This window comes from Pseudomonas sp. SORGH_AS_0211 (genome assembly GCF_031453455.1).
Lineage (GTDB): Bacteria > Pseudomonadota > Gammaproteobacteria > Pseudomonadales > Pseudomonadaceae > Chryseomonas > Chryseomonas aestiva.
Map to the genome: position 1 here is coordinate 852,328 of NZ_JAVIZV010000001.1, position 23,600 is coordinate 875,927.

At 68.8% G+C, this 23,600-nt stretch carries 20 protein-coding genes; 12 read left to right on the forward strand and 8 right to left on the reverse strand.

Annotated features, from left to right (window positions below; all coding sequences use genetic code 11):
* Nucleotides 1-13: 13 nt before the first annotated feature.
* Nucleotides 14-421, reverse strand: coding sequence for a quorum-sensing-regulated virulence factor family protein (locus tag QE393_RS03860; protein ID WP_027597050.1), 408 nt, complete (start codon nucleotides 419-421; stop codon nucleotides 14-16).
* A gap of 141 nt (nucleotides 422-562) precedes the next feature.
* Here QE393_RS03860 and QE393_RS03865 point away from each other — a divergent pair, with 141 nt between their 5' ends.
* Entirely contained in the window at nucleotides 563-1,297 is a 735-nt protein-coding gene (locus QE393_RS03865) for a tRNA-uridine aminocarboxypropyltransferase (RefSeq protein WP_310042182.1), read from the forward strand.
* Here the strand turns inward: QE393_RS03865 and QE393_RS03870 are convergent.
* The gene (locus QE393_RS03870) at nucleotides 1,294-2,190 is read right to left on the reverse strand and encodes a DMT family transporter (protein ID WP_310042185.1); all 897 of its coding nucleotides are present in this window, start codon (nucleotides 2,188-2,190) and stop codon (nucleotides 1,294-1,296) included. The genes QE393_RS03865 and QE393_RS03870 overlap by 4 nt on opposite strands.
* Nucleotides 2,191-2,362: 172 nt before the next feature.
* Here QE393_RS03870 and erdR point away from each other — a divergent pair, with 172 nt between their 5' ends.
* The gene (erdR, locus tag QE393_RS03875) at nucleotides 2,363-3,013 is read left to right on the forward strand and encodes a response regulator transcription factor ErdR (protein WP_310042187.1); all 651 of its coding nucleotides are present in this window, start codon (nucleotides 2,363-2,365) and stop codon (nucleotides 3,011-3,013) included.
* Nucleotides 3,014-3,107: 94 nt separating this feature from the next.
* On the forward strand, nucleotides 3,108-3,488 hold the full coding sequence (locus QE393_RS03880; protein WP_178083871.1) for a diacylglycerol kinase: 381 nt from the start codon (nucleotides 3,108-3,110) through the stop codon (nucleotides 3,486-3,488).
* 12 nt (nucleotides 3,489-3,500) lie between these two features.
* Here the strand turns inward: QE393_RS03880 and QE393_RS03885 are convergent, their stop codons facing one another.
* Nucleotides 3,501-4,700: a putative zinc-binding peptidase gene (locus QE393_RS03885; protein ID WP_310042190.1), complete on the reverse strand. Its 1,200-nt coding sequence runs from the start codon at nucleotides 4,698-4,700 to the stop codon at nucleotides 3,501-3,503.
* A 313-nt stretch (nucleotides 4,701-5,013) separates the two neighbouring features.
* Here QE393_RS03885 and QE393_RS03890 point away from each other — a divergent pair, with 313 nt between their 5' ends.
* The 7 genes from QE393_RS03890 (at nucleotide 5,014) to hutC (ending at nucleotide 15,160) form a co-directional block, all read left to right on the forward strand.
* Entirely contained in the window at nucleotides 5,014-7,494 is a 2,481-nt protein-coding gene (locus QE393_RS03890; RefSeq protein WP_310042192.1) for a circularly permuted type 2 ATP-grasp protein, read from the forward strand.
* Nucleotides 7,494-8,375, forward strand: a complete 882-nt coding sequence (locus tag QE393_RS03895; protein WP_310042194.1) for a transglutaminase family protein — start codon at nucleotides 7,494-7,496, stop codon at nucleotides 8,373-8,375. Before QE393_RS03890 ends, QE393_RS03895 begins: the two co-directional genes overlap by 1 nt.
* A 605-nt stretch (nucleotides 8,376-8,980) precedes the next feature.
* Nucleotides 8,981-10,195: an imidazolonepropionase gene (gene hutI / locus QE393_RS03900; RefSeq protein ID WP_310042195.1), complete on the forward strand. Its 1,215-nt coding sequence runs from the start codon at nucleotides 8,981-8,983 to the stop codon at nucleotides 10,193-10,195.
* Entirely contained in the window at nucleotides 10,185-11,180 is a 996-nt protein-coding gene (gene hutG / locus QE393_RS03905) for a formimidoylglutamase (protein ID WP_310042197.1), read from the forward strand. Before hutI ends, hutG begins: the two co-directional genes overlap by 11 nt.
* Nucleotides 11,164-12,834: a urocanate hydratase gene (gene hutU, locus QE393_RS03910; protein WP_310042199.1), complete on the forward strand. Its 1,671-nt coding sequence runs from the start codon at nucleotides 11,164-11,166 to the stop codon at nucleotides 12,832-12,834. Before hutG ends, hutU begins: the two co-directional genes overlap by 17 nt.
* Nucleotides 12,835-12,837: 3 nt before the next feature.
* Complete coding sequence (gene hutH / locus QE393_RS03915) at nucleotides 12,838-14,370, forward strand: histidine ammonia-lyase (protein WP_273808845.1); 1,533 nt, start codon at nucleotides 12,838-12,840, stop codon at nucleotides 14,368-14,370.
* Nucleotides 14,371-14,446: 76 nt separating this feature from the next.
* Nucleotides 14,447-15,160, forward strand: a complete 714-nt coding sequence (hutC, locus tag QE393_RS03920) for a histidine utilization repressor (protein ID WP_273808846.1) — start codon at nucleotides 14,447-14,449, stop codon at nucleotides 15,158-15,160.
* A gap of 290 nt (nucleotides 15,161-15,450) precedes the next feature.
* On the opposite strand, the gene QE393_RS03925 is transcribed toward hutC, so the two are convergent.
* From QE393_RS03925 to QE393_RS03935, 3 genes are all read right to left on the reverse strand, one after another.
* Entirely contained in the window at nucleotides 15,451-16,059 is a 609-nt protein-coding gene (locus QE393_RS03925) for an FMN-dependent NADH-azoreductase (RefSeq protein WP_273808847.1), read from the reverse strand.
* A gap of 317 nt (nucleotides 16,060-16,376) precedes the next feature.
* Nucleotides 16,377-17,750 carry a PepSY-associated TM helix domain-containing protein gene (locus QE393_RS03930; protein WP_310042203.1) on the reverse strand — a complete coding sequence of 458 codons (1,374 nt, stop codon included), beginning with the start codon at nucleotides 17,748-17,750 and terminating at the stop codon, nucleotides 16,377-16,379.
* 89 nt (nucleotides 17,751-17,839) lie between these two features.
* A complete protein-coding gene (locus tag QE393_RS03935) occupies nucleotides 17,840-18,247 on the reverse strand; it encodes a hypothetical protein (RefSeq protein WP_310042205.1) in 408 nt (135 codons plus the stop codon).
* Nucleotides 18,248-18,350: 103 nt separating this feature from the next.
* Between QE393_RS03935 and QE393_RS03940 the strand changes: the two genes are divergently transcribed.
* A complete protein-coding gene (locus tag QE393_RS03940; RefSeq protein ID WP_310042206.1) occupies nucleotides 18,351-18,896 on the forward strand; it encodes a GNAT family N-acetyltransferase in 546 nt (181 codons plus the stop codon).
* Here QE393_RS03940 and cobF read toward each other — a convergent pair.
* Complete coding sequence (gene cobF / locus QE393_RS03945) at nucleotides 18,863-19,624, reverse strand: precorrin-6A synthase (deacetylating) (RefSeq protein WP_310042207.1); 762 nt, start codon at nucleotides 19,622-19,624, stop codon at nucleotides 18,863-18,865. The two genes, QE393_RS03940 and cobF, sit on opposite strands and share 34 nt — an antisense overlap.
* A 146-nt stretch (nucleotides 19,625-19,770) precedes the next feature.
* On the opposite strand from cobF, the gene QE393_RS03950 reads away from it, so the two are divergent.
* On the forward strand, nucleotides 19,771-20,961 hold the full coding sequence (locus QE393_RS03950; RefSeq protein WP_405046228.1) for an MFS transporter: 1,191 nt from the start codon (nucleotides 19,771-19,773) through the stop codon (nucleotides 20,959-20,961).
* Here QE393_RS03950 and QE393_RS03955 read toward each other — a convergent pair.
* Entirely contained in the window at nucleotides 20,958-23,570 is a 2,613-nt protein-coding gene (locus QE393_RS03955) for an excinuclease ABC subunit UvrA (protein ID WP_310042211.1), read from the reverse strand. The genes QE393_RS03950 and QE393_RS03955 overlap by 4 nt on opposite strands.
* Between the last annotated feature and the right edge of the window lie 30 nt (nucleotides 23,571-23,600).

The following is a 23,600-nucleotide window of genomic DNA, read 5'->3' on the forward strand; positions in this document are numbered from 1 at the left end:
CCGCGGTCTCCGCTTACTTGCCCAGGCCGCAGTCGGCCGCCTGGAAGCGCTCGACCATGACCGGCTTGTTGGTCTGGTATTCGGTGAAGTCATAGACCAGGGTGGCGCCGCGGGCCAGCAACTGGCGATAGCCGTTGTTCTGGCAGACGCTCTCGGCGAGCTGCACCCGCACCGTGGCCGGATTCTCGCGCATGCGGGCGGCATGGGCCGGGCGGACGCTGAGGTTGTTGATCAGCTGCTTGCCCTGCACGGTGTAGCCGCGGTCGAGGATGTCTTCGTTGATGGCGCGGGGCGTGCCCTGGCTGCTCTCGGTGGCGACCTTGCGCAGCATCTGATTGAGCTCGTGGTCCTTGAGCGACTCGGCCGCCTGGACGGTGAAGGGCAGGGCGAGGGTCAGGGCGAGCAAAGCAAAACGAGGCATCGTGTTCTCCAGCGTAGAGGAGCCCGTTTCGACCGTGGTCGCGGGCGGGGGTTCGCAAGGCGTCTGCGCAGGGTAACCTGCCTGGCCGCCACGGGCATCCCGATCGCTCTGGTAAACTGCGCTTTTGCCCGCGAGCCCGGCATGACCACGATCAGTGACACCCCTCTGCATGCCGTGGCCCGTCTGCGCCAGGAGCGCCTGGCGCGCAGCATCAAGCCCTTCATCGCCCGTGGCTCGCGCATGGCGCGCTGCCCGAATTGCCGCCTGGCACCCAGCCACTGCCTCTGCAACCTGCGTCCCCTGCGCCAGACCCACGCCGGCATGTGCCTGCTGATGCACGACGTCGAGCCGCTTAAGCCGAGCAACACCGGTTGGCTGATCGCCGACGTGGTGGCCGATACCCATGCCTTCGGCTGGAGTCGCACGGCGGTGGATCCAGCGCTGCCGGCACTGCTCGCGCAGCCGGAATGGCAACCGCTGCTGGTGTTTCCCGGCGAGTACGCCGCGCCCGAGCGGGTGGTCGAGAGCCTGCCGCTGGCACCCGGTCAGCGTCCGCTGTTCGTGCTGCTGGATGCCACCTGGACCGAGGCGCGCAAGATGTTTCGCAAGAGTCCCTATCTGGACCGCCTGCCAGTGCTGAGCTTCCAGCCCAATGCCCTGTCGCGCTATCGCCTGCGGCGCTCCACCCGGGGCGAGCACCTGTGCACCGCCGAGGTCGCCGCCCTGTGCCTGGAGCTGGCCGGCGAGGCACCGGCCGGTCGATTGCTGGAGGCCTATCTGGATGTCTTCAGCGAACGCTACCTGGATGCCAAGCATCACCTGCCGCTGGCGGCGGACAGCCCGGCCAGCCTGCAACTCAAGGCCCTGCGGGGTTAGTTGACCGGCTTGATCTCCACCGGCGCCTGGCGCGGCCAGAGCTGGGCCGCGAGCATGCCGGCGAACATCAGGCCGCAACCCAGGTAGCCGCGCCCGCTGAGGGCCTCGCCCAGCAGCCAGGCACCGAAGAAGGCGGCGAACACCGCCTCCAGGGAAAAGATCACCGCCGCATGGGAGGCGATGGCGCCGCGCTGGGCGAATACCTGCAGGGTGTAGCCGATGCCGGCGGCGATCACGCCGCCATAGAGCAGCTCGGGCAGGGCCAGGACGATCCCGGTCGACTGGATCGGCTCGAAGGCCAGCGCCAGCGCCAGGCTGAGCACGGCGCAGACGCCGAATTGCAGGATCGACAGCACCGTGGCGTCGTGGCGACTGGAATAGTGACCCACCAGCAGGACATGAATCCCCCAGGCCAGGGCGCCGGCCAGTTGCAGCAGATCGCCCGAGGCCACGTGGAAGTTGTCGCCGATGCTCAGCAGCCCCATGCCGACCACCGCCAGGCTGGCGCCGATCCAGGTGCCCAGGTGGCTGCGCTGGCCGAGCAGCAGCCCCAGCAGCGGCACCACGATGACATAGAGACCGGTGATGAAGCCGGAATTGGTCACGCTGGTGAACAGCAGGCCGACCTGCTGCAGGTTGATGCCCAGGGTCAGCACCAGGCCCATCAGCAGGCCGCCCTTGAAGGTGTCGCGGGTCAGGCGCTGCTGGCGGCCGCGGCGGCGCAGGAACAACAGCAGCGGCAGCAGGGTGAGGGCGCCCAGGGCGAATCTCAGGCCGGTATAGAGAAAGGGGCCGATGTGCTCCATGCCGCCGGTCTGGGCGACGAAGGCGCTGCCCCAGATGAGGGCGGTGAGCAGCATGAGCAGATCGGCACGCAGGACGGCGCTGGGCATGGGACGTCTCTTGGGCAAAACGGCAACTGTGCCGCAAACCGCAGGGCCTTGCCTACCGTCGGCGGTCCGCCCGGCCTTGCCCCCGTCCGCGCCGTTCGGCATGCTTGCGTGCAGCCCGCGCGCCAGCTAACTGGTCGACGTGGGCGCTCACGACAACAAGGAAAGCTACACCATGGCGGCTGCCTACCAGATACTGATCGCCGACGATCATCCGCTGTTTCGCAGCGCGCTGCAGCAGGCCCTGACCCTGGGCCTGGGCGCCCAGGCACGGCTCACCGAGGTGGCCGACATCGCCGAGCTCCAGGCCTGCCTGACCGAGCGCACCGACTGGGATCTGGTCCTGCTCGATCTCAACATGCCCGGCGCCTATGGCTTTTCCGGCCTGGTCCTCCTGCGGGGTCAGTTCCCCCAGGTGCCGGTGGTGATGATCTCGGCTCAGGAAGAACCGGCGGTGGTGCAGCGTGCCCGGGAATTCGGCGCCAGTGGCTTCATTCCCAAGTCCAGCGATCTGAGCACCCTGCAGCAGGCGGTCAGTCAGGTGCTGGATGGCGATACCTGGTGGCCGCCCCAGGTGGAAGGCGCCGCCGCCCTGAGCGAGGAAGCCAAGGCCGCCAGCGCCGGACTCGCCAGTCTCACCCCACAGCAATTCCGGGTGCTGACCATGCTCTGCGAAGGCCTGCTCAACAAGCAGATTGCCTTCGAGCTCAATGTTTCCGAGGCCACGGTCAAGGCCCATGCCACGGCCATCTTCCGCAAGCTCGGCGTCCGCACCCGCACCCAGGCGGCGCTGCTGCTGCAGCAACTGGAGAGCACCTCCAGCTGACCCCGGCGCTGTCGGCGCCCGCGCCGGGCGCGACCGTCGACTTTCACTTTCTGGCAGCTGCCGTCCACCCGGATCGGCGGTTCGCCCCTGCTGGATGGAGCTTTCGGTGATCTCTCCCTACAAAGGCAAGACCGGTCTGCGCCGTGTCATCAACGCCACCGGCTATTCCCTGGCCGGCCTGCGCACGGCCTTTCGCCAGGAAGCGGCCTTTCGTTCGCTGGTGATGCTCAATGTGGTGCTGGTGCCCCTGGCCTTCTGGCTGGACGTCAGTCGCGGCGAGCGGGCGCTGCTGGTGGCGGTCTGCCTGCTGTCGCTGGTGGTCGAACTGTTCAACGCCGCCATCGAGGCGGTGGTGGACCGCATTTCCCTGGACTGGCACGAACTGTCGAAGAACGCCAAGGATCTGGGCAGCGCTGCGCAGTTCGTGGCCATGATCATCATCGCCGTGGTCTGGGGCATCGTCCTGCTCGGTTGAGCAGGACCCCGGTCAGAGGGTAGCGCCCAGGGTGGCACCCGCCGTGGTGTCGTCCGCGGCCAGGCCCTGTTCCAGCACGCTGGGCTGGGCCGAGTGGATGACCTTGTGGATGAAGTGCAGCTTGGCGATCACCGGGGCGGGCAGGGCGAAGGGATAGAAGTCCGGCTGGCCCATGCTGCGGGACAGCTCGTTGAGCATGGCCGCCAATTCGATCCAGGCATTGGCGAAACCGAGGAATTCGTCGTCGCTGCGATCCTCGGCCTCGTACAGCGCCTCGCGGGTGAAAGGCTGGAAGTCCAGGTGCAGGCTGCCGGCGTTCATGCCCAGGCTGGCGGCGGTGGCCAGGGTGTCCATCATGTGCAGGTAGTGCGCCCAGGTCTCCGCCCAGTCCTCCCAGGGATGCATGGTGGCGTAGGCGCTGACGTACTGGCTTTCCCAGCCTGTCGGTGCGCCCTGCTCGTAGTGGCGCTGGAGGGCCTGGCCATAGTCGGCGCGTTCGTCACCGAACAGGGCGCGGAAGGGGGCTTCCCAATCGGTGCCGGCGACCAGGCGATCGAAGTAGTAGTGCCCGACCTCGTGGCGGAAGTGCCCGAGCAGGGTGCGATAGGGTTCGTGCATGTCGGCACGGACCTTTTCCCGGTGGGCATCGTCCGCTTCGAGGATGTTCAGGGTGATGAGGCCATTGGCGTGCCCGGTGGTGGGGGTGCCGGTGGCATCGGGGGCGAGGAAGTCGAAGGCGAGTCCGTGCTCGGCATCCACGGTCTGGGGGATCACCTGCAGCCCCAGGCCCAGCAACTGGGCGACCAGTTGCCGCTTGGCCAGCTCCAGCTTGCGCCAGCGCTCGCCGTTGCCCTCGAAGGACAGGTCCGGGATGGTGTGATTGAGCTGGCAGGCCACGCAGAAGTTTTCTCCCGAGTCGGCCGGTACCAGCCAGTTGCAGGCGGCGGGCATGTCCAGGTTGGCGCAGCGGCGATAGAGTGCGCTGGTCGCCTCGGGCAGTTGCCAGAGGCCGCCTTCGCCTGGCAGCAGCGCCGTCGGCGTGCCCTGGTCCGGGGCGTAGCCCAAGGCGTTGCCGCAGGCCAGGCACTCGCTGTTAGGAAAGAAGATGGACTGGCCGCAGGTGCAGTTGGCGACCTTGCGCTGGACGGGCAGGGCGCGCAGGGCATTGCGCTGCTGACGATTCGAGCTGTAGCTTCCGAGAAAATTGCGCATGGGGCTGATACCTGGCGAGAGCGGCCGCGTCGGACGCCGGCGGAGCGCCGGCGTCTTGCTAGCGGATTAGTAGAGCGGCTCGACCCTGGAGTTCCGGGTTGTTCGTCGCCTGGGACGGCCGGCGAGGGCTCTGGGATCGGCTCCCGCACCGGGTGGCGCGCCACAGGCAGCGGCGGCCAGCGTTAGCGGTGGCGCATCCCGACGCACATCACTACCCTAGGTTACCGGTCGCGACCGGCGCGTACGTTCTGGCGTGCCCGTCGAGGCGACCTCTCCGAACCTGCTCGCGTACCCTGTCAGCCGTCTTCCGACCATGCCCCCGAACGCTTCCCGCAATGCCAGTGACATGACCGGCAGCTACCACGAACTCTGGAGTCCGCGGGGTGGCGTGCGGCCGCCCTGGCGCCGCTTCTACGGCCATCTGGCCGGACTGCGACCCGCGCAGCTCGATCAGCGCCAGGCGTTGATCGCCCGGCAGATCCAGGAAAACGGCGTGACCTACAACGTCTATGCCGATCCCAAGGGCAGCGACCGGCCCTGGGCGCTGGACCTGCTGCCGCAACTGATCTCGGCTGAGGAGTGGGCACCCCTGGCGGCGGGCGTGGCGCAGCGGGCCCGCCTGCTGAACCGGGTACTGGGCGATCTCTATGGCGAGCAGCGCCTGCTGCACGAGCGGCTGCTGCCGCCGGAGCTGGTGTTCGGTCACAACAACTTTCTCTGGGCCTGCCAGGGGTTGCGCCCGCCGGGCGATACCTGGCTGCACGTCTATGCGGTGGATCTGGCGCGCGCGCCCGATGGCCGCTGGTGGGTGCTGGCCGATCGCACCCAGGCGCCCTCCGGCGCCGGCTATGCCCTGGAGAACCGCCACATCGTGGCGCGGGCCTTTCCCGAGTTGCACCGCGATCTGCAGGTCCAGCCACTCAATGGCTACTTCCAGGCCCTGCAGCGTACCCTGAGCACCGGCCTGGACACCGGCGAGGAGGCACCGCTGGCGGTGCTGCTGACGCCGGGACGCTACAACGAGACCTACTTCGAGCACCTCTACCAGGCCCGGCAACTGGGCTTTCCGCTGGTGGAAGGCCAGGACCTCACGGTGCGCGACGCCTGCCTCTACCTGAAGACCCTGAGCGGGCTGAGGCGCGTCCACGCGGTGTTCCGCCGGCTGGACGACGACTTCTGCGATCCGCTGGAATTGCGTACCGATTCGGCGCTGGGCGTACCCGGCCTGCTGGAAGCGGTGCGCCAGGGCAACGTCATCATGGCCAATGCCCTGGGCAGCGGCCTGCTGGAGTCGCCCGGTCTGCTGGGCTTTCTGCCCGGCGTCTGCCAGGCGCTGCTGGGCGAGACCCTGGCGCTGCCCTCCGTCGCCACCTGGTGGTGCGGCGAGACGCCGGTGCGGGAAGCGGCCCTGGCGCGGCTGGCGGAGCTGGTGATCAAGCCGGCCTATCCGGCCCAGGGCTTCGAGCCGGTGTTCGGCAAGGCGCTGGATGCCGAGGGACTGGCCGAATTGCGCGCGCGCATCCTGGCCACGCCCCATGCCTATGTGGCCCAGGAGCGCATCCGGCTGTCCCAGGCGCCGGTCTGGCAGGGCGGCAGTCTGCAGTCGCGCGCCATCGGCATGCGCGTCTATGCGGTGGCCAGCGAAGACGGCTACTGGGTGATGCCCGGCGGCCTGACCCGGGTCGCCCACGAGGGCGCCGCGGTGGTGTCCATGCAGCGCGGCGGGTCGAGCAAGGACACCTGGGTGCTGGGCGGCAGCCGCGGCGCCGCCGAGGTGCCCGGGGCGCGGGTGCTGGGGGTGCGCGACCTGGTGCGCAAGGACCCCTTCCTGCCCTCGCGCACGGCCGAGAATCTGTTCTGGTACGGTCGCTACAGCGAGCGCTGCGAAGATGCCGCGCGCCTGCTGCGAATCGTCCTGAGTCGCTACCTCGACGCCGACGACGGCGGGCCGGCGGTGCAGTCGGCCATCGATCTGGCCACGGCCCTGGAATTGCTGCCGGCGGGCGACCGGCTGGCGGAGCAACTGCGTGCGGCCTTGGGGCCGGGTGACTTTCCCAGCGGCCTGGGCGCCAATCTGCAGCGGCTGCACTGGGCCGCGGCCCAGGTGCGTGGACGGCTGTCGCCGGAGAACTGGCGCGCCATTCGCGAGGTGGAGCGCGAGGCCCATGGCCTGGGCCAGGTCGGCAGCGAGCCGGGTGAGGCGCTGCAGAGTCTCAACCGCCTGGTGATGGCGCTGGCGGCGGTGGCCGGCTTCACCTTCGACGACATGACCCACGACGAGAGCTGGCGCTTCCTGATGATCGGCCGGCGCATCGAGCGGGTGCAATTCCTCGCCGGCAGCCTGGCGCACTTTCTCGAAGGCGGGGCCACCTGGGACGCGGCCGGCCTGGAATGGCTGCTGGAGTTGGGCAACAGCATCATCACCTATCGTTCGCGCTACCAGGCGGCGCCCCAGCTGATCCCGGTGCTGGACCTGCTCATGCTGCACGAGCACAACCCCTATTCGATCCGCTTCCAGCTGCATGCGCTGATCAACGCCGTGGAGCACCTGGAACGTTACTACGGCCTGCCCCGCGATCCGGCACTGCACGACGCCTTCGATCGCCTGCGCCGCTTCGACCTCGCGACCCTGGAGAGCACCCTGTTCGGCGATGCCGGTCGGGTCGAGGTGCAGCAAGGCGTGGCGCGCCTGCTGCGACAGATCGCCGAGGCCAGCAGCCAGCTGTCCGAACGGGTCATCTATCGCTGCTTCGCCCATGTCGACGCCGTCAGTCAGCGCACGGTATCCATGTGATGAATCGGGTCCGCTATCGCATCCAGCACGACACCCATTATCGCTACGCGGCGCCGGTGTCGCTGTCGCAGCAGTTGCTGCATCTGTTGCCGCGCGACTGTGGCTGGCAGCGCTGCCTGTCCCGGCAATTGGTGATCCTGCCGCAGCCGACCCAGCGCCAGGACGCCTGGGACGCCTTCGGCAATCCGCTGACGCGATTGTCCTTCGAGCGGCCCCACGACGAACTCTATGTCGGTACCGAGCTGGAGGTGGAGGTGGATTCCCGCGCCGATCTCAGGCTGGCGGATTCGCCCGCCTGGGAGGGGGTCCGTGACGGCCTACGCTATCCCGCCGCCCGGGTGTCGCTGGACGTCCATCACTTCCGCTTCGAATCCCCGGCAGTGCCGCTGGACGGCATCTTCGCCCGTTTCGCCGAGGACTGTTTTCCACCGGGTCGGCCCCTATTGTCGGGCTGTAGCGCGCTGATGGAAAAGATCCACCGCGAATTCCGCTTCGACTCCACCGCCACCCAGGTGGCGACGCCGCTGCGCGAGGTGCTGGAGCACCGCCATGGCGTCTGCCAGGACTTCGCCCACCTGATGCTGGCCTGCCTGCGCGCCCTGGGGCTGGTGGCGCGCTATGTCAGTGGCTACCTGCTGACCCGTCCGCCACCCGGCAAGCCGCGGCTGATCGGCGCCGATGCTTCCCACGCCTGGGTCAGCGTGCATTGCCCGCGGTTGGGCTGGGTCGACTTCGATCCCACCAACGACGTCCTGCCGGACCTGGAACACATCACCCTGGCCTGGGGCCGCGACTTCACCGACGTCTCGCCGCTGCGCGGGGTGATCCTCGGCGGCGGCGACCACGATCCGGTGGTCGAGGTGACGGTGACACCGCTGTAGCGTGTTTGGCTTGGCAGGAATTCCAGCTATGGAACACCTACCTACAGCGCCGTAGCGTGGAAAACGGCGCAGCCTTTTCCGCTGGGACTTCGTGACGAGGGCGCCCTCACCCCAACCCTCTCCCGAGGGGAGAGGGGGTCGTCCGAGCAGGTGTTCAGCTCTGTCTATGAAGCGCCTACCTACAGCGCCGTAGCGTGGAAAACGGCGCAGCCTTTTCCACTGGGACTTCGTGACGAGGGCGCCCTCACCCCAACCCTCTTCCGAGGGGAGAGGGGGTTGTCCGAGCAGGCGTTCAGCTCTACCAGCCCTGGCAAGATCGCGATCGGCTGTCGCGCCCGCTTGTAGACGCAGCTCTGATAGTGGCGACCTTCAAGATAGCGCCATAGGTGCGGTCAGCCTTTGGGTTGTAGCAACAGGCGACTCGCTCCTACGTCTCCGCAGATTCCTTATTGTCTATACAAAATGAGTGTCGTCTTTCCCCGCAACTGAGCTTCCGTTGTCTCGCTATCGTCGTTCTTCCAGCATCATAGCTGAGGAGCAGCTCCACGGCTTGACGATTGATCGGCTCTGGATTAAATGTATATACATTAACCGGGGAGGTCACCATGTCCGTCGCTACCCAACCGCTGCTCTGGCGCCACGTCACCCTGTTCGATGGCCTCCAGACCCGGCCCACGCCCATGGCCGTGCGGGTGGACGCTGGCCGCATCGTCGGGCTCTGGCCGGAAACCGACTTCGACCCCGCGCTGGGCGAGGGGGCCGAGCTGGCCGGGGAGGGCGGGGTACTGACGCCCGGCCTGGTGGATTGCCATACCCACCTGGTCCATGCCGGCCAGCGCGCCGGGGAATTCGAGCAGCGTCTGGAAGGCGCCAGCTACGCCGAGATCGCCCGCGCGGGCGGCGGCATTCTGGGTACCGTGCACGCCACCCGGGCGGCCAGCGAGGCGGAACTCTTCGCCTTGAGCTTGCCGCGCTTGCAGGCCCTGGCCGAGGAGGGTGTCACCACCGTCGAGATCAAGTCCGGCTACGGCCTGACGGTGGCGGACGAACTCAAGCTGCTGCGCGTCGCGCGCCGGTTGGGTGAGGCGCTACCGGTCCGGGTGATCACCACGCTGCTGGGCGCCCATGCCCTGCCGCCGGAATTCCAGGGCGATGCCGACGGCTACGTCGAGCTGGTCTGCCAGGCGATGATTCCGGCCGCGGTGGCCGAAGGGCTGGCCGATGCGGTGGACGTCTTCTGCGAGGGGATCGCCTTTTCGCCGGCCCAGTGCGAGCGGGTCTTCCAGGCGGCACGGGCGCACGGTCTGCCTATCAAGGCCCATGCCGAGCAGCTGTCCAACCTGGGCGGCAGCGCCCTGGCCGCACGGCTGGGAGCCTTGTCGGCGGACCATGTTGAGTATCTCGACGAAGCCGGGGTACGCGCCCTGGCCGCCGCCGGTACCGTCGCCGTGCTGCTGCCTGGCGCCTTCCTGATGCTGGGCGAGACTCAACATCCGCCGGTCGAACTGCTGCGTCGCCACGGGGTGCCCATGGCGCTGGCCAGTGACGCCAATCCCGGCACCTCGCCGCTCTATCTGCCCACCCTGATCGCGCACCTGGGCTGCACCCTGTTTCGCCTCACGCCCCGCGAGGCCCTGGCCGGCATGACCGCCCACGCCGCCCAGGCCCTGGGGCGCCCGGAGCTGGGTCGTATCCAGGTGGGTGCCCCGGCGGATCTCTGCCTGTGGGACGTCGATCAGCCGGCGGAGCTGGCCTATGAGGTGCGTCCGGGGCGCTTGCGGCAGCGCATCTTCGCCGGGGAGGTGCAGCATGTTCGCTGATCGCCAGACCCTGGAACTCTGGACCGGCCGGACCGATCCTGAAGCCGACGCCCTGCGCTGGCACCAGTGCATCCAGCCGCTGGCCGCGGGCAGTGCGCCGGGTATGGCGCTGCTGGGTTTCGCCTGTGACGAGGGGGTGCGGCGCAATCAGGGTCGCACCGGCGCTGCCGAGGGGCCCGTCGCGCTGCGGCGCGCCCTGGCCAATGTCGCCTGGCAACGTCAGGGTCCGGCTTATGACGCCGGTGATATCCGCTGCGCCGACGGTGATCTGGAAGGCGCCCAGCAGCGCCTGGCCGAGGGCGTGTGCCTCTTGCTGGATGCCGGTCACCTGCCGCTGGTGCTGGGAGGCGGTCACGAGGTGGCCTGGGCCAGTTGGTCGGGCCTGGCGCTGCACCTGGCCAAGACCCTGCCCACGCCGCGCATTGGCATCGTCAATTTCGACGCCCACCTGGATCTGCGCGATCCGACTCGGGGAGCTACCTCCGGTACGCCCTTCGCCCAGATCGCCGCTCACTGTGCCCACCACGACTGGCCCTTTCGCTATGCCTGCCTGGGCCTGAGCCTGGCGGCCAATACCCGCACGCTGCTCAGGCGTGCCGCCGAGCTGGACGTGCTGATCCGCGAAGACCATGAAATCCGCGAAGGCAGCCTGGAGCGGATCGGCGCCGAGCTGGACGCCTTCGCCGCCGGGTGCGACGCCCTCTATCTCACCTTCGACCTGGACGTACTGCCCGCGGGCGAGGCGCCCGGGGTCAGCGCGCCTGCCGCTCATGGCGTGAGCCTCGCGCTGCTGGAACCCCTGATCCGCCGGCTCAAGGCCAGCGGCAAGTTGCGCCTGGCCGACGTGGCCGAACTCAATCCCGCGCTCGACCAGGACGGCCGCACGGCCCGGGTCGCGGCGCGGCTGATCCATACCCTGGCACTGGACCTCCAGGGCCTGTCGCGAACAACAAGAGAGGAAGATCCCCATGACCCGCTTTCGTGAAGGTGAGATCCGCGCCCCCCGCGGCACCCAGCTCAATGCCAGGAGCTGGCTGACCGAGGCGCCGCTGCGCATGCTGATGAACAATCTCGATCCCGCGGTCGCGGAAAATCCCGAGGAGCTGGTGGTCTACGGCGGCATCGGCCGGGCGGCGCGCGATTGGGAAAGCTACGACCGCATCGTCGCCACCCTCAAGGAACTGGGCGACGACGAGACCCTGCTGGTGCAGTCGGGCAAGCCGGTCGGGGTATTCAAGACCCACGCCGACGCCCCGCGGGTGCTGATCGCCAACTCCAACCTGGTACCGCACTGGGCCAGTTGGGAGCACTTCAACGAACTGGATGCCAAGGGCCTGGCCATGTACGGCCAGATGACCGCCGGCAGCTGGATCTACATCGGTAGCCAGGGCATCGTCCAGGGTACCTACGAGACCTTTGTCGAGGCCGGGCGTCAGCACTACCAGGGTGACCTGCGCGGCCGCTGGGTGCTGACCGCCGGTCTCGGCGGCATGGGCGGTGCCCAGCCCCTGGCCGCGACCCTGGCCGGCGCCTGTTCGCTGAACATCGAGTGCCAGCAGAGCCGTATCGACTTCCGCCTCAAGACCCGCTATGTGGACGAACAGGCCAGCGACCTGGACGACGCCCTGGCGCGCATCGCCCGGTACACCGCCGCCGGTGCCGCGGTCTCCGTCGCCCTGCTGGGCAACGCCGCCGAGATCCTGCCCGAACTGGTCCGCCGCGGCGTGCGCCCGGATATGGTCACCGACCAGACCAGCGCCCACGACCCCCTCAACGGCTATCTGCCGATCGGCTGGACCTGGGCCGAATACCGGGATCACGCAGCCACCGATCCGGCTGGCGTGGTCCAGGCTGCCAAGCAGTCCATGGCCGTGCACGTCCAGGCCATGCTCGACTTCCAGAAGAGCGGCGTCCCGACCTTCGACTACGGCAACAACATCCGTCAGATGGCCCAGGAAGCCGGTGTCGCCGATGCCTTCGCCTTCCCGGGCTTCGTCCCGGCCTATATCCGCCCGCTGTTCTGCCGCGGCATCGGCCCCTTCCGTTGGGCCGCGCTGTCGGGCGACCCCGAAGATATCCAGCGCACCGACGCCAAGGTCAAGGAGCTGATCCCCGACGATGCCCACCTGCACCGCTGGCTGGACATGGCCGGCGAGCGCATCGCCTTCCAGGGCTTGCCGGCACGCATCTGCTGGGTCGGCCTGGGCCAGCGGGCCAAGCTGGGCCTCGCCTTCAACGAGATGGTGCGCAGCGGCGAACTCAAGGCGCCCATCGTCATCGGTCGCGACCACCTGGACTCCGGCTCGGTGGCCAGCCCCAACCGCGAGACCGAGGCCATGCAGGACGGCTCCGATGCCGTCTCCGACTGGCCCCTGCTCAATGCCCTGCTCAATACCGCCAGTGGCGCCACCTGGGTCTCGCTGCACCACGGTGGCGGGGTAGGGATGGGCTTCTCCCAGCATTCCGGCATGGTCATCGTCTGCGACGGCACCGACGCCGCCGCGGCCCGTATCGCCCGGGTCCTGCACAACGACCCGGCCACCGGGGTGATGCGCCACGCCGACGCCGGCTATGACATCGCCATCGACTGCGCCCGCGAGCAGGGCCTGAAGCTGCCCATGATTGGCAAAGGAGTCTGATCGATGCACACCCTGACCCTCAAACCCGGCACTCTCGACCTGGCCCAGCTGCGCCAGGCCTATCAGCAGCCACTGCGCGTCGAGCTGGATCCGGCGGCCTACCCGGCCATCGATGCCAGCGTGGCCTGCGTGGAGAACATCCTGGCCGAAGGCCGGACCGCCTATGGCATCAACACCGGTTTCGGGCTGCTGGCCTCGACGCGGATCGCGCCGGCGGACCTGGAAAAGCTGCAGCGCTCCCTGGTCCTGTCCCATGCCGCCGGGGTGGGCGAGGCGCTGGACGACGACCTGGTGCGGCTGATCATGCTGCTCAAGGTCAACAGCCTGGCCCGTGGCTTTTCCGCCATCCGCCGCCAGGTCATCGAGGCCCTGATCGGCCTGATCAATGCCGAGGTCTATCCGCACATTCCGCTCAAGGGCTCGGTGGGCGCCTCGGGGGACCTGGCGCCGCTGGCGCACCTGTCGCTGGTGCTGATCGGCGAGAGCAAGGCGCGCTACCGGGGCCAGTGGCTGCCGGCCCGCGAGGCGCTGGCGGTGGCGGGTCTCGAACCCATAACCCTGGCCGCCAAGGAGGGCCTGGCGCTGCTCAATGGCACCCAGGTGTCCACCGCCTATGCCTTGCGCGGGCTGTTCGAAGGCGAAGACCTGTTCGCCGCGGCCACGGTCTGCGGCGGCCTGAGCGTCGAGGCCATGCTCGGCTCCCGGGCGCCCTTCGATGCGCGCATCCATGCCGCGCGGGGCCAGCGCGGCCAGATCGACGTGGCTGCGGCCTATCGCGAGCTGCTCACTGACAGCAGCGAGGTCTCCCGCTCACATGCCAACTGCGACAAGGTCCAGGATCCCTATTCGCTGCGCTGCCAGCCCCAGGTGATGGGTGCCTGCCTGACCCAGTTGCGCCAGGCCGCCGAGGTCCTGGAGGTCGAAGCCAACGCGGTATCCGACAACCCGCTGGTATTCGCTGAGGAGGGCGACGTCATCTCCGGCGGCAACTTCCACGCCGAGCCGGTGGCCATGGCCGCCGACAACCTGGCCCTGGCGCTGGCCGAGATCGGTGCCCTGTCGGAGCGGCGCACCTCGCTGATGATGGACCGGCACATGTCCCAGCTGCCGCCCTTCCTGGTGGAGAACGGCGGGGTCAATTCCGGCTTCATGATCGCCCAGGTCACCGCCGCGGCCCTGGCCAGCGACAACAAGGCGCTGGCCCATCCGGCCAGCGTCGACAGCCTGCCCACCTCGGCCAACCAGGAAGACCACGTATCCATGGCGCCCAACGCCGGCAAGCGACTGTGGGCCATGGCCGAGAACGTGCGCGGCATCCTCGCCATCGAGTGGCTGGGCGCCTGCCAGGGCCTGGATTTCCGTCACGGCCTGAAGAGTTCGGAACGACTGGAAAGGGCGCGCAGCCTGCTGCGCGAGCAGGTGCCCTACTACCAGGAAGACCGCTTCTTCGCCCCCGACATCGAGGCCGCCAGCGCACTGCTGGCCAGCGGCTGCCTGAACGCGCTGGTCACGCCGCGGCTGCTGCCCAGTCTCTGAGACGGACGCGGTCCGGCAGCCAGAACGCCGGACCGCGCGTTATCATCGGCTTCCCATTTTCCGGCCTGGAGTTCGCGTGAGCAGCACGACACCCCCGCGCTACAAGGTGATCGAGGACTTCCTGCTCGAACGCATCCAGGGTGGTGCCTACCCGGTGCATCACCAGATTCCTACCGAGGAGCAGCTGGCGCGGGATTTCGCCGTCAGCCGCATGACCGCCAACAAGGCCATCACCCGCCTGGTGCAGCAGGGCTACCTGATGCGCCAGGCGGGGCTCGGCACCTTCGTCATCGAGCGCAAGGCCGAATCCTCGCTGCACGAGGTGATGAACATCGCCGCCGAGGTACGCGCCCGGGGGCATGCGTATTCCAACGAGGTGCTGCGCAGCGAAGCCATCGCCGCCGACGACGAGGTGGCCTTGCGCCTGGGGCTGCGGATCGGCAGCCAGGTGTTCCACAGCATCCTGGTGCATCGCGAGAACGGCCTGCCCATCCAGCTGGAAGACCGCTACGTCAATCCGCGCTGGGTACCCCACTACCTGGAGAGCGACTTCAGCCGTCAGACCCCCAACGAGGTACTGGTGGCCAGCTGTCCGATCAGCGACGTGGAGCACATCGTCGAGGCGGTGCTGGCCACCGCCCAGACCGCGCTCTGGCTGGACATCGCCGAAGGCGCGGCCTGCCTGTCGATGATCCGTCGTACCTGGTCGGACGAACACCTGGTCAGCTATGTGCGGCTGCTGCATCCGGGTGACAGGTACAAGTTGAGTTCGACGACCCGGCACCGTTGAGGGGCGTGGAGTGGGGATGGGTGTTGGCCTTCGCTCCGCTCAACCCAACCTACGAGACTGCCCCTCTCCCGCTGGGAAAGGGTGGTCGTGGGTTGGCAGCGGGTGTTGGGCTTCGCTGCGCTCAACCCAACCTACGAGACTGCCCCCTCTCCCTCTGGGAAAGGGTAGGGTAAGGGTTGTCGTGGGTTGGCAGCGGGTGTCGGGCTTCGCTGCGCTCAACCCAACCTACGAGACTGCCCCCTCTCCCCCTGGGAGAGGGTTGGGGTGAGGGTAGCCCCTCTAGGTAGAGATTAGAGCTTGCCCACCAGCGCCACGGCAGCCTGCTTGGCCTGGTCCCGCGAAGCCTGGTCGACCTCGGCACCGAACAGGGTCTTTTCCACCACCACGGTATGCATCCGATCGATGCCGACCATCTCGCACCAGGTGCGCAGATAGGCTTCCTGATGCTCCTGGCGATCCAGGGCCGCACCGCGGGCGGCGATCACCAGTGCCTGGCGACCGCCGAGCAGGCCATTGAGGCCGCGCTCGTCGAAGGTGAACAGCAGGTCCTTCTGGCTGACCACGTCGAACAGCTGCTTGAGCTTGTAGGGAATGCCGAAATTCCAGCAGGGCACGCCGAACACCAGCACATCCGCGGCCTTGAAGCGTTGTGCCAGCGCCTTGGCCACTGTCCAGGCGTGCTCCTGCTCGGCGCTGAGGGGCTCACCCTGGATGCCGGCGTACTTGGCGTCGAGGATGGGACCGTCGAATTCCGGCAGGTCGCAATGCCAGGCATCGAGGGTATCCACCTCGGCGCCGGGATGTTTGCCTTGCCAGGCCTGGATGAAGGCGGTGGCGACTTCCAGCGAGGCGGAGCGATCCTGGCGGGGCGAACCTATCACGTGCAACAGACGGGGCATGGGCGGATCCTCGAGGGATGGGGATTGCGATAACTATAAGCGTCTCGCTGGGGTGCGCCAGCGTCGGATAGGGTGTACCGATGGATGGTCTGGGGGCGGTTCCTGGAGTGGCGATAGATGTTGGGCGGGCCCTCACCCCAGCCCTCTCCCAAGGGGAGAGGGGGTGGTTTGGTATGGCCGCGTGGCTACGTGCGGGTAGGGTGGACAACGGCGCAGCCTTGTCCACGCGTCCGGGGTGGGCACAGGTGAAAAACGCTGCGCGGTTTTCCACGCTACGACTAGGTCAGGGCGAAGCCCGACAACCACCCCTTCCAGCCTCAAGCCGAACCGGCCTCCGTGCGCAGCGCCGGGCCGCGCAGGCCGAGCAGGGTGTCCAGCAGCAGGAACAGCAGCAGGCTGCCGCCCAGCACCGGCAGGCACAGACCTAGCAGCAGGGCCGTCGCCGGCACCAGCAGACGCGGCAGCGGCGACAGCTGGCGCCAGAGGGTGATCAGGCCGGGTTGCGCCGGATCGCGGCTGGGCCGGCGGCGCCACCAGAGCAGGTAGCCCCAGATGGTCATCACCAGCAGGCCGAGGGCGATGGCCGCCAGCACCAGCTGGTTGGCCAGGCCGAACAGCACGCCCATGTGGGCATCGATGCCCCAGCGGGTCAGCTTGGCCGGCAGCGAGTACTGGGCGAAGCGCACCTGATCGACCACCTTGAAGCTGGTCGGGTCGACGGCGACGGCATCCACCTGGGTCGGCCAGCGGCGGTCGATCTCGCTGACCGTCCAGGCCTTGTCGGCGCTGCGCCCCGGACGGATCTCCAGCTTGCCAGCGTCGATACCGGCGGCACGGGCGCTGGCCAGCACTCGGTCGAAGGTGGCCGGATCCAGCGGTGACGCCATGGCCATGTGCATGGCGCCATGGTGATCGGCGTGCTCGTCATGGGCCATGGCCGGCGTGGGTGCAGTGCCCAGGGCGGTCTTCACGCCCGGCGTGGACCAGCCATAGTGGGCGCGCAGCACGCCGATGTTGTCGCCAGCGAAGCGCGACCAGGTCAGGCCGGTGGCGGAGAGGAACAGCAGGCCACCCAGCAGCCAGACGCCGGTACTGGCGTGCAGGCCGCGCAGGCCCCGCGCCGGACGGCGCTGGCGGCGGCGCACCAGCCACAGGGTCAGGCCGCCGAGGGCCGCGACCCACAGCCAGGAGGCGGCCAGTTCGCTGTAGAGACGACCGGGCTCGCCCAGCAGCAGGCTGCGGTGGATCTGGTCGATGGTGGTACGCAGCGGCAGGATGCCGCTGGTGCCATAGACCGCCAGGTCGCCGCGGATGGCGCCGGTGACCGGGTCGATGAACAGCGCTCGATGGGTCGACTCGCCCAGCGACGGATCGTTGAACATCACCCGGGTGGTATCGCCCTCGGCAGGGGCCGGGCGCACCGCGCCCAGGGTCAGGGTGGTGCCTGCCGCGGCCTGGGCGATATGGACCTGCTCGGACAGCGGCAGGGGCTTGCCGCGGCCGGGGGTGTGCAGGGCCTCGGCATAGAGGTGCGCCTCGAGTTGCGGCGTGAGGGCATAGATCAGGCCGCTGGCGGCGGCTACCAGCAGGAAGGGACCGACGAACAGACCGATGAGAAAATGCAGCCGCGCCAGCAGCTGCAGCAGCGGCCCCGGCGTCTTGGCGGCCGGAGCGGAGGGGTGCGAAGTCATAGCGTTCACCACGGAGCGACGCGCAGCCGGCGAGGGGCCACGCGCGGGATTACGAAAAAGGAGGACAGCCGTCTTTCGTCGCCGGGGTGTCAGGGGGCCTGGGGATGGAGCGTGGAGCGCCGTGCGCGCGGTGGCGGCGGCAGGGCGCTCTGGTAGCGAGGACGATGAGGATCGCCGGGACGCAGCAGCCACTGCAGCACGACGGCGGCCAGAGTGGCGAGGAACAGGGTGGCGGCGAAGACGCAATCACCCGTAGGGGAAAGGGTGGTCACGCTGCCGCCCGGCAGGCCCGCATGCATGCCGGCCATGTCACCCTGGGAGGTCTGGGCGTGCAGACCGTGATGGTGCTCGTGTGCCTGGGTGAGGGGCGGCTGCACCGGCAGGGTCCAGCGCGCCAGCATCTGACCGTGGCCCAGGGCGCAGACGAGTCCGTTCAGCAGGATGCAGGCGAGCAGCATCCAGGCGAGCGAGGCGCGCGGTGAACGGACGGTTTTCATGGCGAGGGACTGTATCATCGTCACGGGCGGCGCACAGCCCGGCCGGCGCGGCCCTGCGCCGAAATGTCGCGCCCCTGCCGCTCCCAGAGAGACGAACAGGAACATGAGCGAAGCGCCACCCATCACCCTCGAACGGCTCACCATGGCGGATGACGAGACGCTGAGCTTTTTGCTGGCGAGCTATCACGAGCTGTTCGGTAGCCGGGGCGGGGCGACGGTCGTACCCCAGGATCTACAGCGCTTCGCCGATCACTATGGTGCGGGGCGCGGCTGCCTGCTGATCGCCCGGGGCGCCGCCGGAGAGCCCCTCGGCAGCATCGGCTACCGGCCCTACGACCGGCGCTTTGCCCAGTTGGCCTATCCCGGCGAGCGGGTGGTGGAGGTGGTCCGGCTGTATGTGGCGGCCCGGCAGCGGCGCCAGGGCCTGGCGCGGCGGCTGTTCGCGGCGCTGCTGGTCCAGGCGAAGCGCGACGCCGTGCAGCGCCTCTATCTGCACACCCATCCCTTCCTGCCCGGGGCCGCAGCCTTCTGGCTGGACCAGGGCTTCCGGGTCGTCGCGCGGGAGACGGCCTTGCCCTGGCAGACCCTCCATCTGGACCGATGGCTGGATAGCGCTCAGGCGTCCGCAGGGCCGCGACAGAGCAGATAGGTGTCCATGATCCAGCCGTGTTCTTCGCGCGCGGCGCTGCGCACCCGGTGGATCTCCTCGGCTACCTCCTGCAGCGGACCGGCGATGAGGATCTCGTCCGCCGTACCGACGTAGGCACCCCAGTAGATATGCAGGCTGGGCTCGTCCAGGCGGCGATAGGCCTCGTGGGAATCGAGCATCACCACCAGGCTGTCCAGGTGCGCGGGGAAGCGCTCCAGGCGCCGGCCGGGGGTGATCTCCAGGGCCTGGCCGATGCGATTGAGCGGCACCCGGTGGCGCGCGGCCAGCGCCTGGACGCTGGAGATGCCGGGGATCACCTCGTAGTCGAAGTCGAGCCGGCCTGCGCGCCTGATCGCCGCCAGGATGCGCAGGGTGCTGTCGTACAGCGCCGGATCGCCCCAGACCAGGAAGGCGCCGCATTCGTCGTCCGCCAGCTCGTGCTCGATCATCTCCACCATCAGCGCCTGCTTGGCGGCGTTGAGGTCGTCCACCGCCTGGCGATAGTCGCCTTCGCGGCGGCGCTCGGGGATGGGCGCGGTGACGAAGCGATAGTCCGCCTGGCGGATGTGGCGGGCGCAGATGGTTTCGCGTAGGTGGATCAGGCTGTCCTTTTCCGTGCCCTTGTCGAACAGGAAGAAGGTACTGGCGCGATTGAGGGCGGCGACGGCCTGGAGGGTGAGGTAGTCGGGATCGCCGGCGCCGATGCCGATGACCAGCAGGGTTTTCATGGGGTGGCCTCGATGGAAGGAGCAGCGTCCAGTGTAACGAGGGATGTCTCCTCCGTAGAGACTCAGGCAATCGTCATGCTAGTTTCGACCGGTTTGCCTGCCGCCAGGCGGGGATGGACAGGATCGAGGGGGACAGGGGCGTGACGATGACGGCGAGCTGGCGACGGATACCCCGCGGGGTCTGGATTCTGGGTGGGGTGAGCCTGTTCATGGATATCTCTTCGGAGATGATCCACAGCCTGCTGCCGCTGTTCCTGGCCACCGGCCTGGGCCTGAGCGTGCTCTATATCGGCATCCTCGAAGGGGTGGCCGAGGCGACCGCGCTCATCACCAAGATCTTTTCCGGCGTCATCAGCGACTACCTGGGCAAGCGCAAGGGCCTGGCGGTGCTGGGCTATGGCCTGGGCGCCCTGAGCAAGCCGCTGTTCGCCGTGGCCAGCGGTGCCGGCCTGGTGTTCGGCGCGCGCTTCATGGATCGCATCGGCAAGGGCATCCGCGGGGCGCCGCGCGACGCCCTGGTGGCCGACGTCACGCCGCCGGAGATCCGCGGCGCCGCCTATGGCGTGCGCCAGTCGCTGGACACCTTCGGCGCCTTTCTCGGGCCGCTGCTGGCGGTGGGGCTGATGCTGCTCTGGGCCAACGATTTTCGCGCGGTGTTCTGGGTGGCGGTGATCCCGGCCTTCATCGCCGTGGCCCTGCTGGTTTTCGGGCTGGACGAGCCCAAGCCGGCCATCGTCCAGGCACGCACCAATCCGCTCACCCGCAGTCAGCTACGCAAGCTACCGGCGGCCTTCTGGCAGGTGGCGCTGCTCGGCGGCGTCTTCACCCTGGCGCGCTTCAGCGAGGCCTTCCTGGTGCTCAAGGCCGAGCAGGTGGGGGTGCCCCTGGCGCTGGTGCCGCTGGTGATGGTGGGCATGCAGCTGGTGTTCTCGCTGTCGGCCTATCCGCTGGGGGCGCTGTCCGACCGGGTCAGCCATCGCACGCTGCTGGCCTGGGGCCTGGTGCTGCTGATCCTGGCCGACCTGGCCCTGGCCTTCGGCAGCGGCTGGACCGGTCTGGCACTGGGCGTCCTGCTCTGGGGCCTGCACATGGGCATGACCCAGGGCCTGCTCGCCGCCATGGTCGCCCGCACCGCCCCGGCCGAATTGCGCGGCACCGCCTTCGGCCTGTTCAACCTGGTCAGCGGCATCGCCCTGCTGCTGGCCAGCAGCATCGCCGGCGCGCTTTGGCACTTCCTCGGCTCCGCCGCCACCTTCCAGTTCGGTGCCCTGGCGGCGACGCTGACGCTGCTGGTGCTGGCGGCCTGCCGACGCAGCACGGCACCGCTGGCAAGCTAGTCGAACAAGGGCCGCAGATAGGGCGCCGTGGGGCTGGCGGGATCCTCCGCCACCGCGCGGGGAGTGCCGCTGGCGACGATGCGCCCGCCTGCCGTGCCGGCGCCGGGACCGATGTCGATCAGCCAGTCGCTGCCGGCCACCACCTGCAGGTTGTGCTCCACCAGCACCACCGTGTTGCCTTCGTCGACCAGGCCGTGCAACTGGCGCATCAGGCGCTCCACGTCGGCCGGATGGAGCCCGGTGGTGGGTTCGTCCAGCACATAGAGGGTGGTGCCACGGCTGGTGCGCTGCAGTTCGGTGGCCAGCTTGATGCGCTGGGCCTCGCCGCCGGAGAGTTCGGTGGCCGGCTGGCCCAGGCGCAGATAGCCCAGGCCGATGTCGGACAGCACCCGCAGCGCGCGCGCCACCGGGACTTCATCGGCGAAGAAGGCCAGGGCCTCGTCCACCGTCAGATGCAGGACCTCGGCGATGGTCTTGCCCTGCCAGCGCACCTCCAGGGTCTCGGGGTTGTAGCGCGCGCCCTGACAGGTGGGGCAGGCGGCGTAGACGCTGGGCATGAACAGGAGCTCGACGCTGACGAAGCCTTCGCCCTCGCAGGTCGGGCAGCGGCCCTTGGCGACGTTGAAGGAGAAGCGTCCGGCGTCGAAGCCTCTTTCCTGCGCCTCGGGGGTGGCGGCGAAGAGCTTGCGCACCCCGTCGAACAGGCCGGTGTAGGTGGCCAGGTTGGAGCGTGGGGTGCGGCCGATGGGCTTCTGGTCCACCGGTACCAGCCGGCGGATGCCGCCGAGGCCATCGACCACCTGGCCGGTGGTGGCGGGCAGGGCATCGCCGTCCAGTTCCGGGGCTTCGTCGCCGTCTTCGACGGCACGCTGGCCCAGCTCGGCGCCCACCAGTTCCAGCAGCGCCTGGCTGACCAGGCTGGACTTGCCCGAACCGGAGACGCCGGTCACCGCCGTCAGGCAGCCCAGCGGAAAGGCGGCGTCCAGCCCCTGCAGATTGTTGCGGGTGACCCCGGCCAGCCGCAGCCAACCCTGGGGTTCGCGGGGCGGCCGGGTCTCGCGTTGCGGCGCGGCGAACAGATAGCGCGCCGTCACCGATTCCTCGACCTCGGCCAGACCCGCGGGCGGGCCGCTGTAGAGTACCCGACCACCGCCTTCGCCGGCCGCGGGACCGACATCCACCAGCCAGTCGGCGCGCTTCATGGTGGCCAGGTCGTGCTCCACCACGAACAGCGAGTTGCCCTGGGCCTTGAGGCCGTCGAGGGCTTCCAGCAGCGACTCGCCATCGGCCGGATGCAGACCGGCGGAAGGTTCGTCCAGCACATAGACCACACCGAACAGCTGGGACACCAGCTGGGTCGCCAGGCGCAGGCGCTGCAATTCACCGGAGGAGAGGGTGGTGGTGCTGCGCTCCAGCGCCAGGTAACCGAGGCCGAGGCGAGTCAGGGTCTGCAGCCGTTCCAGCAACTCGCTGGCCATGCGCTGGGCGGCCAGGCGTTTCTCCGGGGAAAGATCGGGGGTCAGGCGCACGTCCGGGGCACTGGCGTGATCGCTACCGCCGGCGGCCTTGCGCCGGGCGCGGTCCTGTTTGCCGGCTTTGGCGTCCAGCACGCGGGTATCCGCGGCTTCGTCGAAATCACCGGCCGCGACCCGGCGCAGCAGCCCGGTGAGGTCGTCCAGCGGCAGGCGTGACAGCTCGCCGATGTCCAGTCCGGCGAAGGTCACCGAGAGCGCCGCCCGGGTCAGTCGCTTGCCGTGGCACAGCGGGCAGGTCTGGCCGATCATGAAGCGTGCCGCGCGCTGCTTCATCTTGGCGCTCTGGGAGTTGGCGAAGGTGTGCAGCACATGGCGCCGCGCTCCGGTGTAGGTGCCCTGGTAACTGGGCTCTGCCTTGCGCTTGAGCGCGGCGCGGGTCTGCTCGGGGGTGAGGCCGGCATAGACCGGCACCGTAGGCTGCTCCTCGGTGAAGAGGATCCAGTCACGCTGCTTTTGCGGCAGGTCGCGCCAGGGGAGGTCGACGTCATAGCCCAGGGTCACCAGGATATCGCGCAGATTCTGCCCGCCCCAGGCGGTGGGCCAGGCGGCGATGGCGCGCTGGCGGATGGTCAGTGAGGGGTCCGGCACCATGGAGGCTTCCGTCACCTCGTAGACCCGGCCCAGGCCGTGGCACTCGGGACAGGCGCCCTGGGGCGTGTTGGGCGAGAAGTCCTCGGCATAGAGCATCGGCTGGTCGGCCGGATAGCGCCCGGCGCGGGAATAGAGCATCCGCACCAGGCTGGACAGCCCGGTCACGCTGCCCATGGACGAGCGACTGTTGGGCTGGCCGCGCTGCTGCTGCAGGGCCACCGCCGGCGGCAGGCCCTCGATGGCTTCCACCTGGGGCACCCCGACCTGATCGATCAGCCGCCGCGCATAGGGCGCCACCGATTCGAAATAGCGCCGCTGGGCCTCGGCATAGAGGGTACCGAAAGCCAGCGACGACTTGCCCGAGCCGGACACCCCGGTAAAGACCACCAGGGCATCACGGGGGATGTCCACGTCGACGTTCTTGAGGTTGTGCTCGCGGGCACCGCGGACGGAAACGAAACCGGGACGGGGGGAGGAGGGCATGGCGGGCGGAAACCTTGGCTGGGAGCGTGC

Excerpts from the sequence above, each read along its gene's own strand:
- QE393_RS03950 (WP_405046228.1), top strand. The coding sequence starts at position 19,771 with ATGACGGCGAGCTGGCGACGGATACCCCGCGGGGTCTGGATTCTGGGT.
- QE393_RS03895 (WP_310042194.1), top strand. The coding sequence starts at position 7,494 with ATGAATCGGGTCCGCTATCGCATCCAGCACGACACCCATTATCGCTAC.
- QE393_RS03860 (WP_027597050.1), bottom strand. The coding sequence starts at position 421 with ATGCCTCGTTTTGCTTTGCTCGCCCTGACCCTCGCCCTGCCCTTCACC.
- hutU (WP_310042199.1), top strand. The coding sequence starts at position 11,164 with ATGACCCGCTTTCGTGAAGGTGAGATCCGCGCCCCCCGCGGCACCCAG.
- QE393_RS03955 (WP_310042211.1), bottom strand. The coding sequence starts at position 23,570 with ATGCCCTCCTCCCCCCGTCCCGGTTTCGTTTCCGTCCGCGGTGCCCGC.
- QE393_RS03870 (WP_310042185.1), bottom strand. The coding sequence starts at position 2,190 with ATGCCCAGCGCCGTCCTGCGTGCCGATCTGCTCATGCTGCTCACCGCC.
- erdR (WP_310042187.1), top strand. The coding sequence starts at position 2,363 with ATGGCGGCTGCCTACCAGATACTGATCGCCGACGATCATCCGCTGTTT.
- QE393_RS03885 (WP_310042190.1), bottom strand. The coding sequence starts at position 4,700 with ATGCGCAATTTTCTCGGAAGCTACAGCTCGAATCGTCAGCAGCGCAAT.
- cobF (WP_310042207.1), bottom strand. The coding sequence starts at position 19,624 with ATGAAAACCCTGCTGGTCATCGGCATCGGCGCCGGCGATCCCGACTAC.
- QE393_RS03890 (WP_310042192.1), top strand. The coding sequence starts at position 5,014 with ATGCCCCCGAACGCTTCCCGCAATGCCAGTGACATGACCGGCAGCTAC.
- hutI (WP_310042195.1), top strand. The coding sequence starts at position 8,981 with ATGTCCGTCGCTACCCAACCGCTGCTCTGGCGCCACGTCACCCTGTTC.
- QE393_RS03935 (WP_310042205.1), bottom strand. The coding sequence starts at position 18,247 with ATGAAAACCGTCCGTTCACCGCGCGCCTCGCTCGCCTGGATGCTGCTC.
- QE393_RS03925 (WP_273808847.1), bottom strand. The coding sequence starts at position 16,059 with ATGCCCCGTCTGTTGCACGTGATAGGTTCGCCCCGCCAGGATCGCTCC.
- QE393_RS03940 (WP_310042206.1), top strand. The coding sequence starts at position 18,351 with ATGAGCGAAGCGCCACCCATCACCCTCGAACGGCTCACCATGGCGGAT.
- QE393_RS03865 (WP_310042182.1), top strand. The coding sequence starts at position 563 with ATGACCACGATCAGTGACACCCCTCTGCATGCCGTGGCCCGTCTGCGC.
- hutH (WP_273808845.1), top strand. The coding sequence starts at position 12,838 with ATGCACACCCTGACCCTCAAACCCGGCACTCTCGACCTGGCCCAGCTG.
- QE393_RS03930 (WP_310042203.1), bottom strand. The coding sequence starts at position 17,750 with ATGACTTCGCACCCCTCCGCTCCGGCCGCCAAGACGCCGGGGCCGCTG.
- QE393_RS03880 (WP_178083871.1), top strand. The coding sequence starts at position 3,108 with ATGGAGCTTTCGGTGATCTCTCCCTACAAAGGCAAGACCGGTCTGCGC.
- hutG (WP_310042197.1), top strand. The coding sequence starts at position 10,185 with ATGTTCGCTGATCGCCAGACCCTGGAACTCTGGACCGGCCGGACCGAT.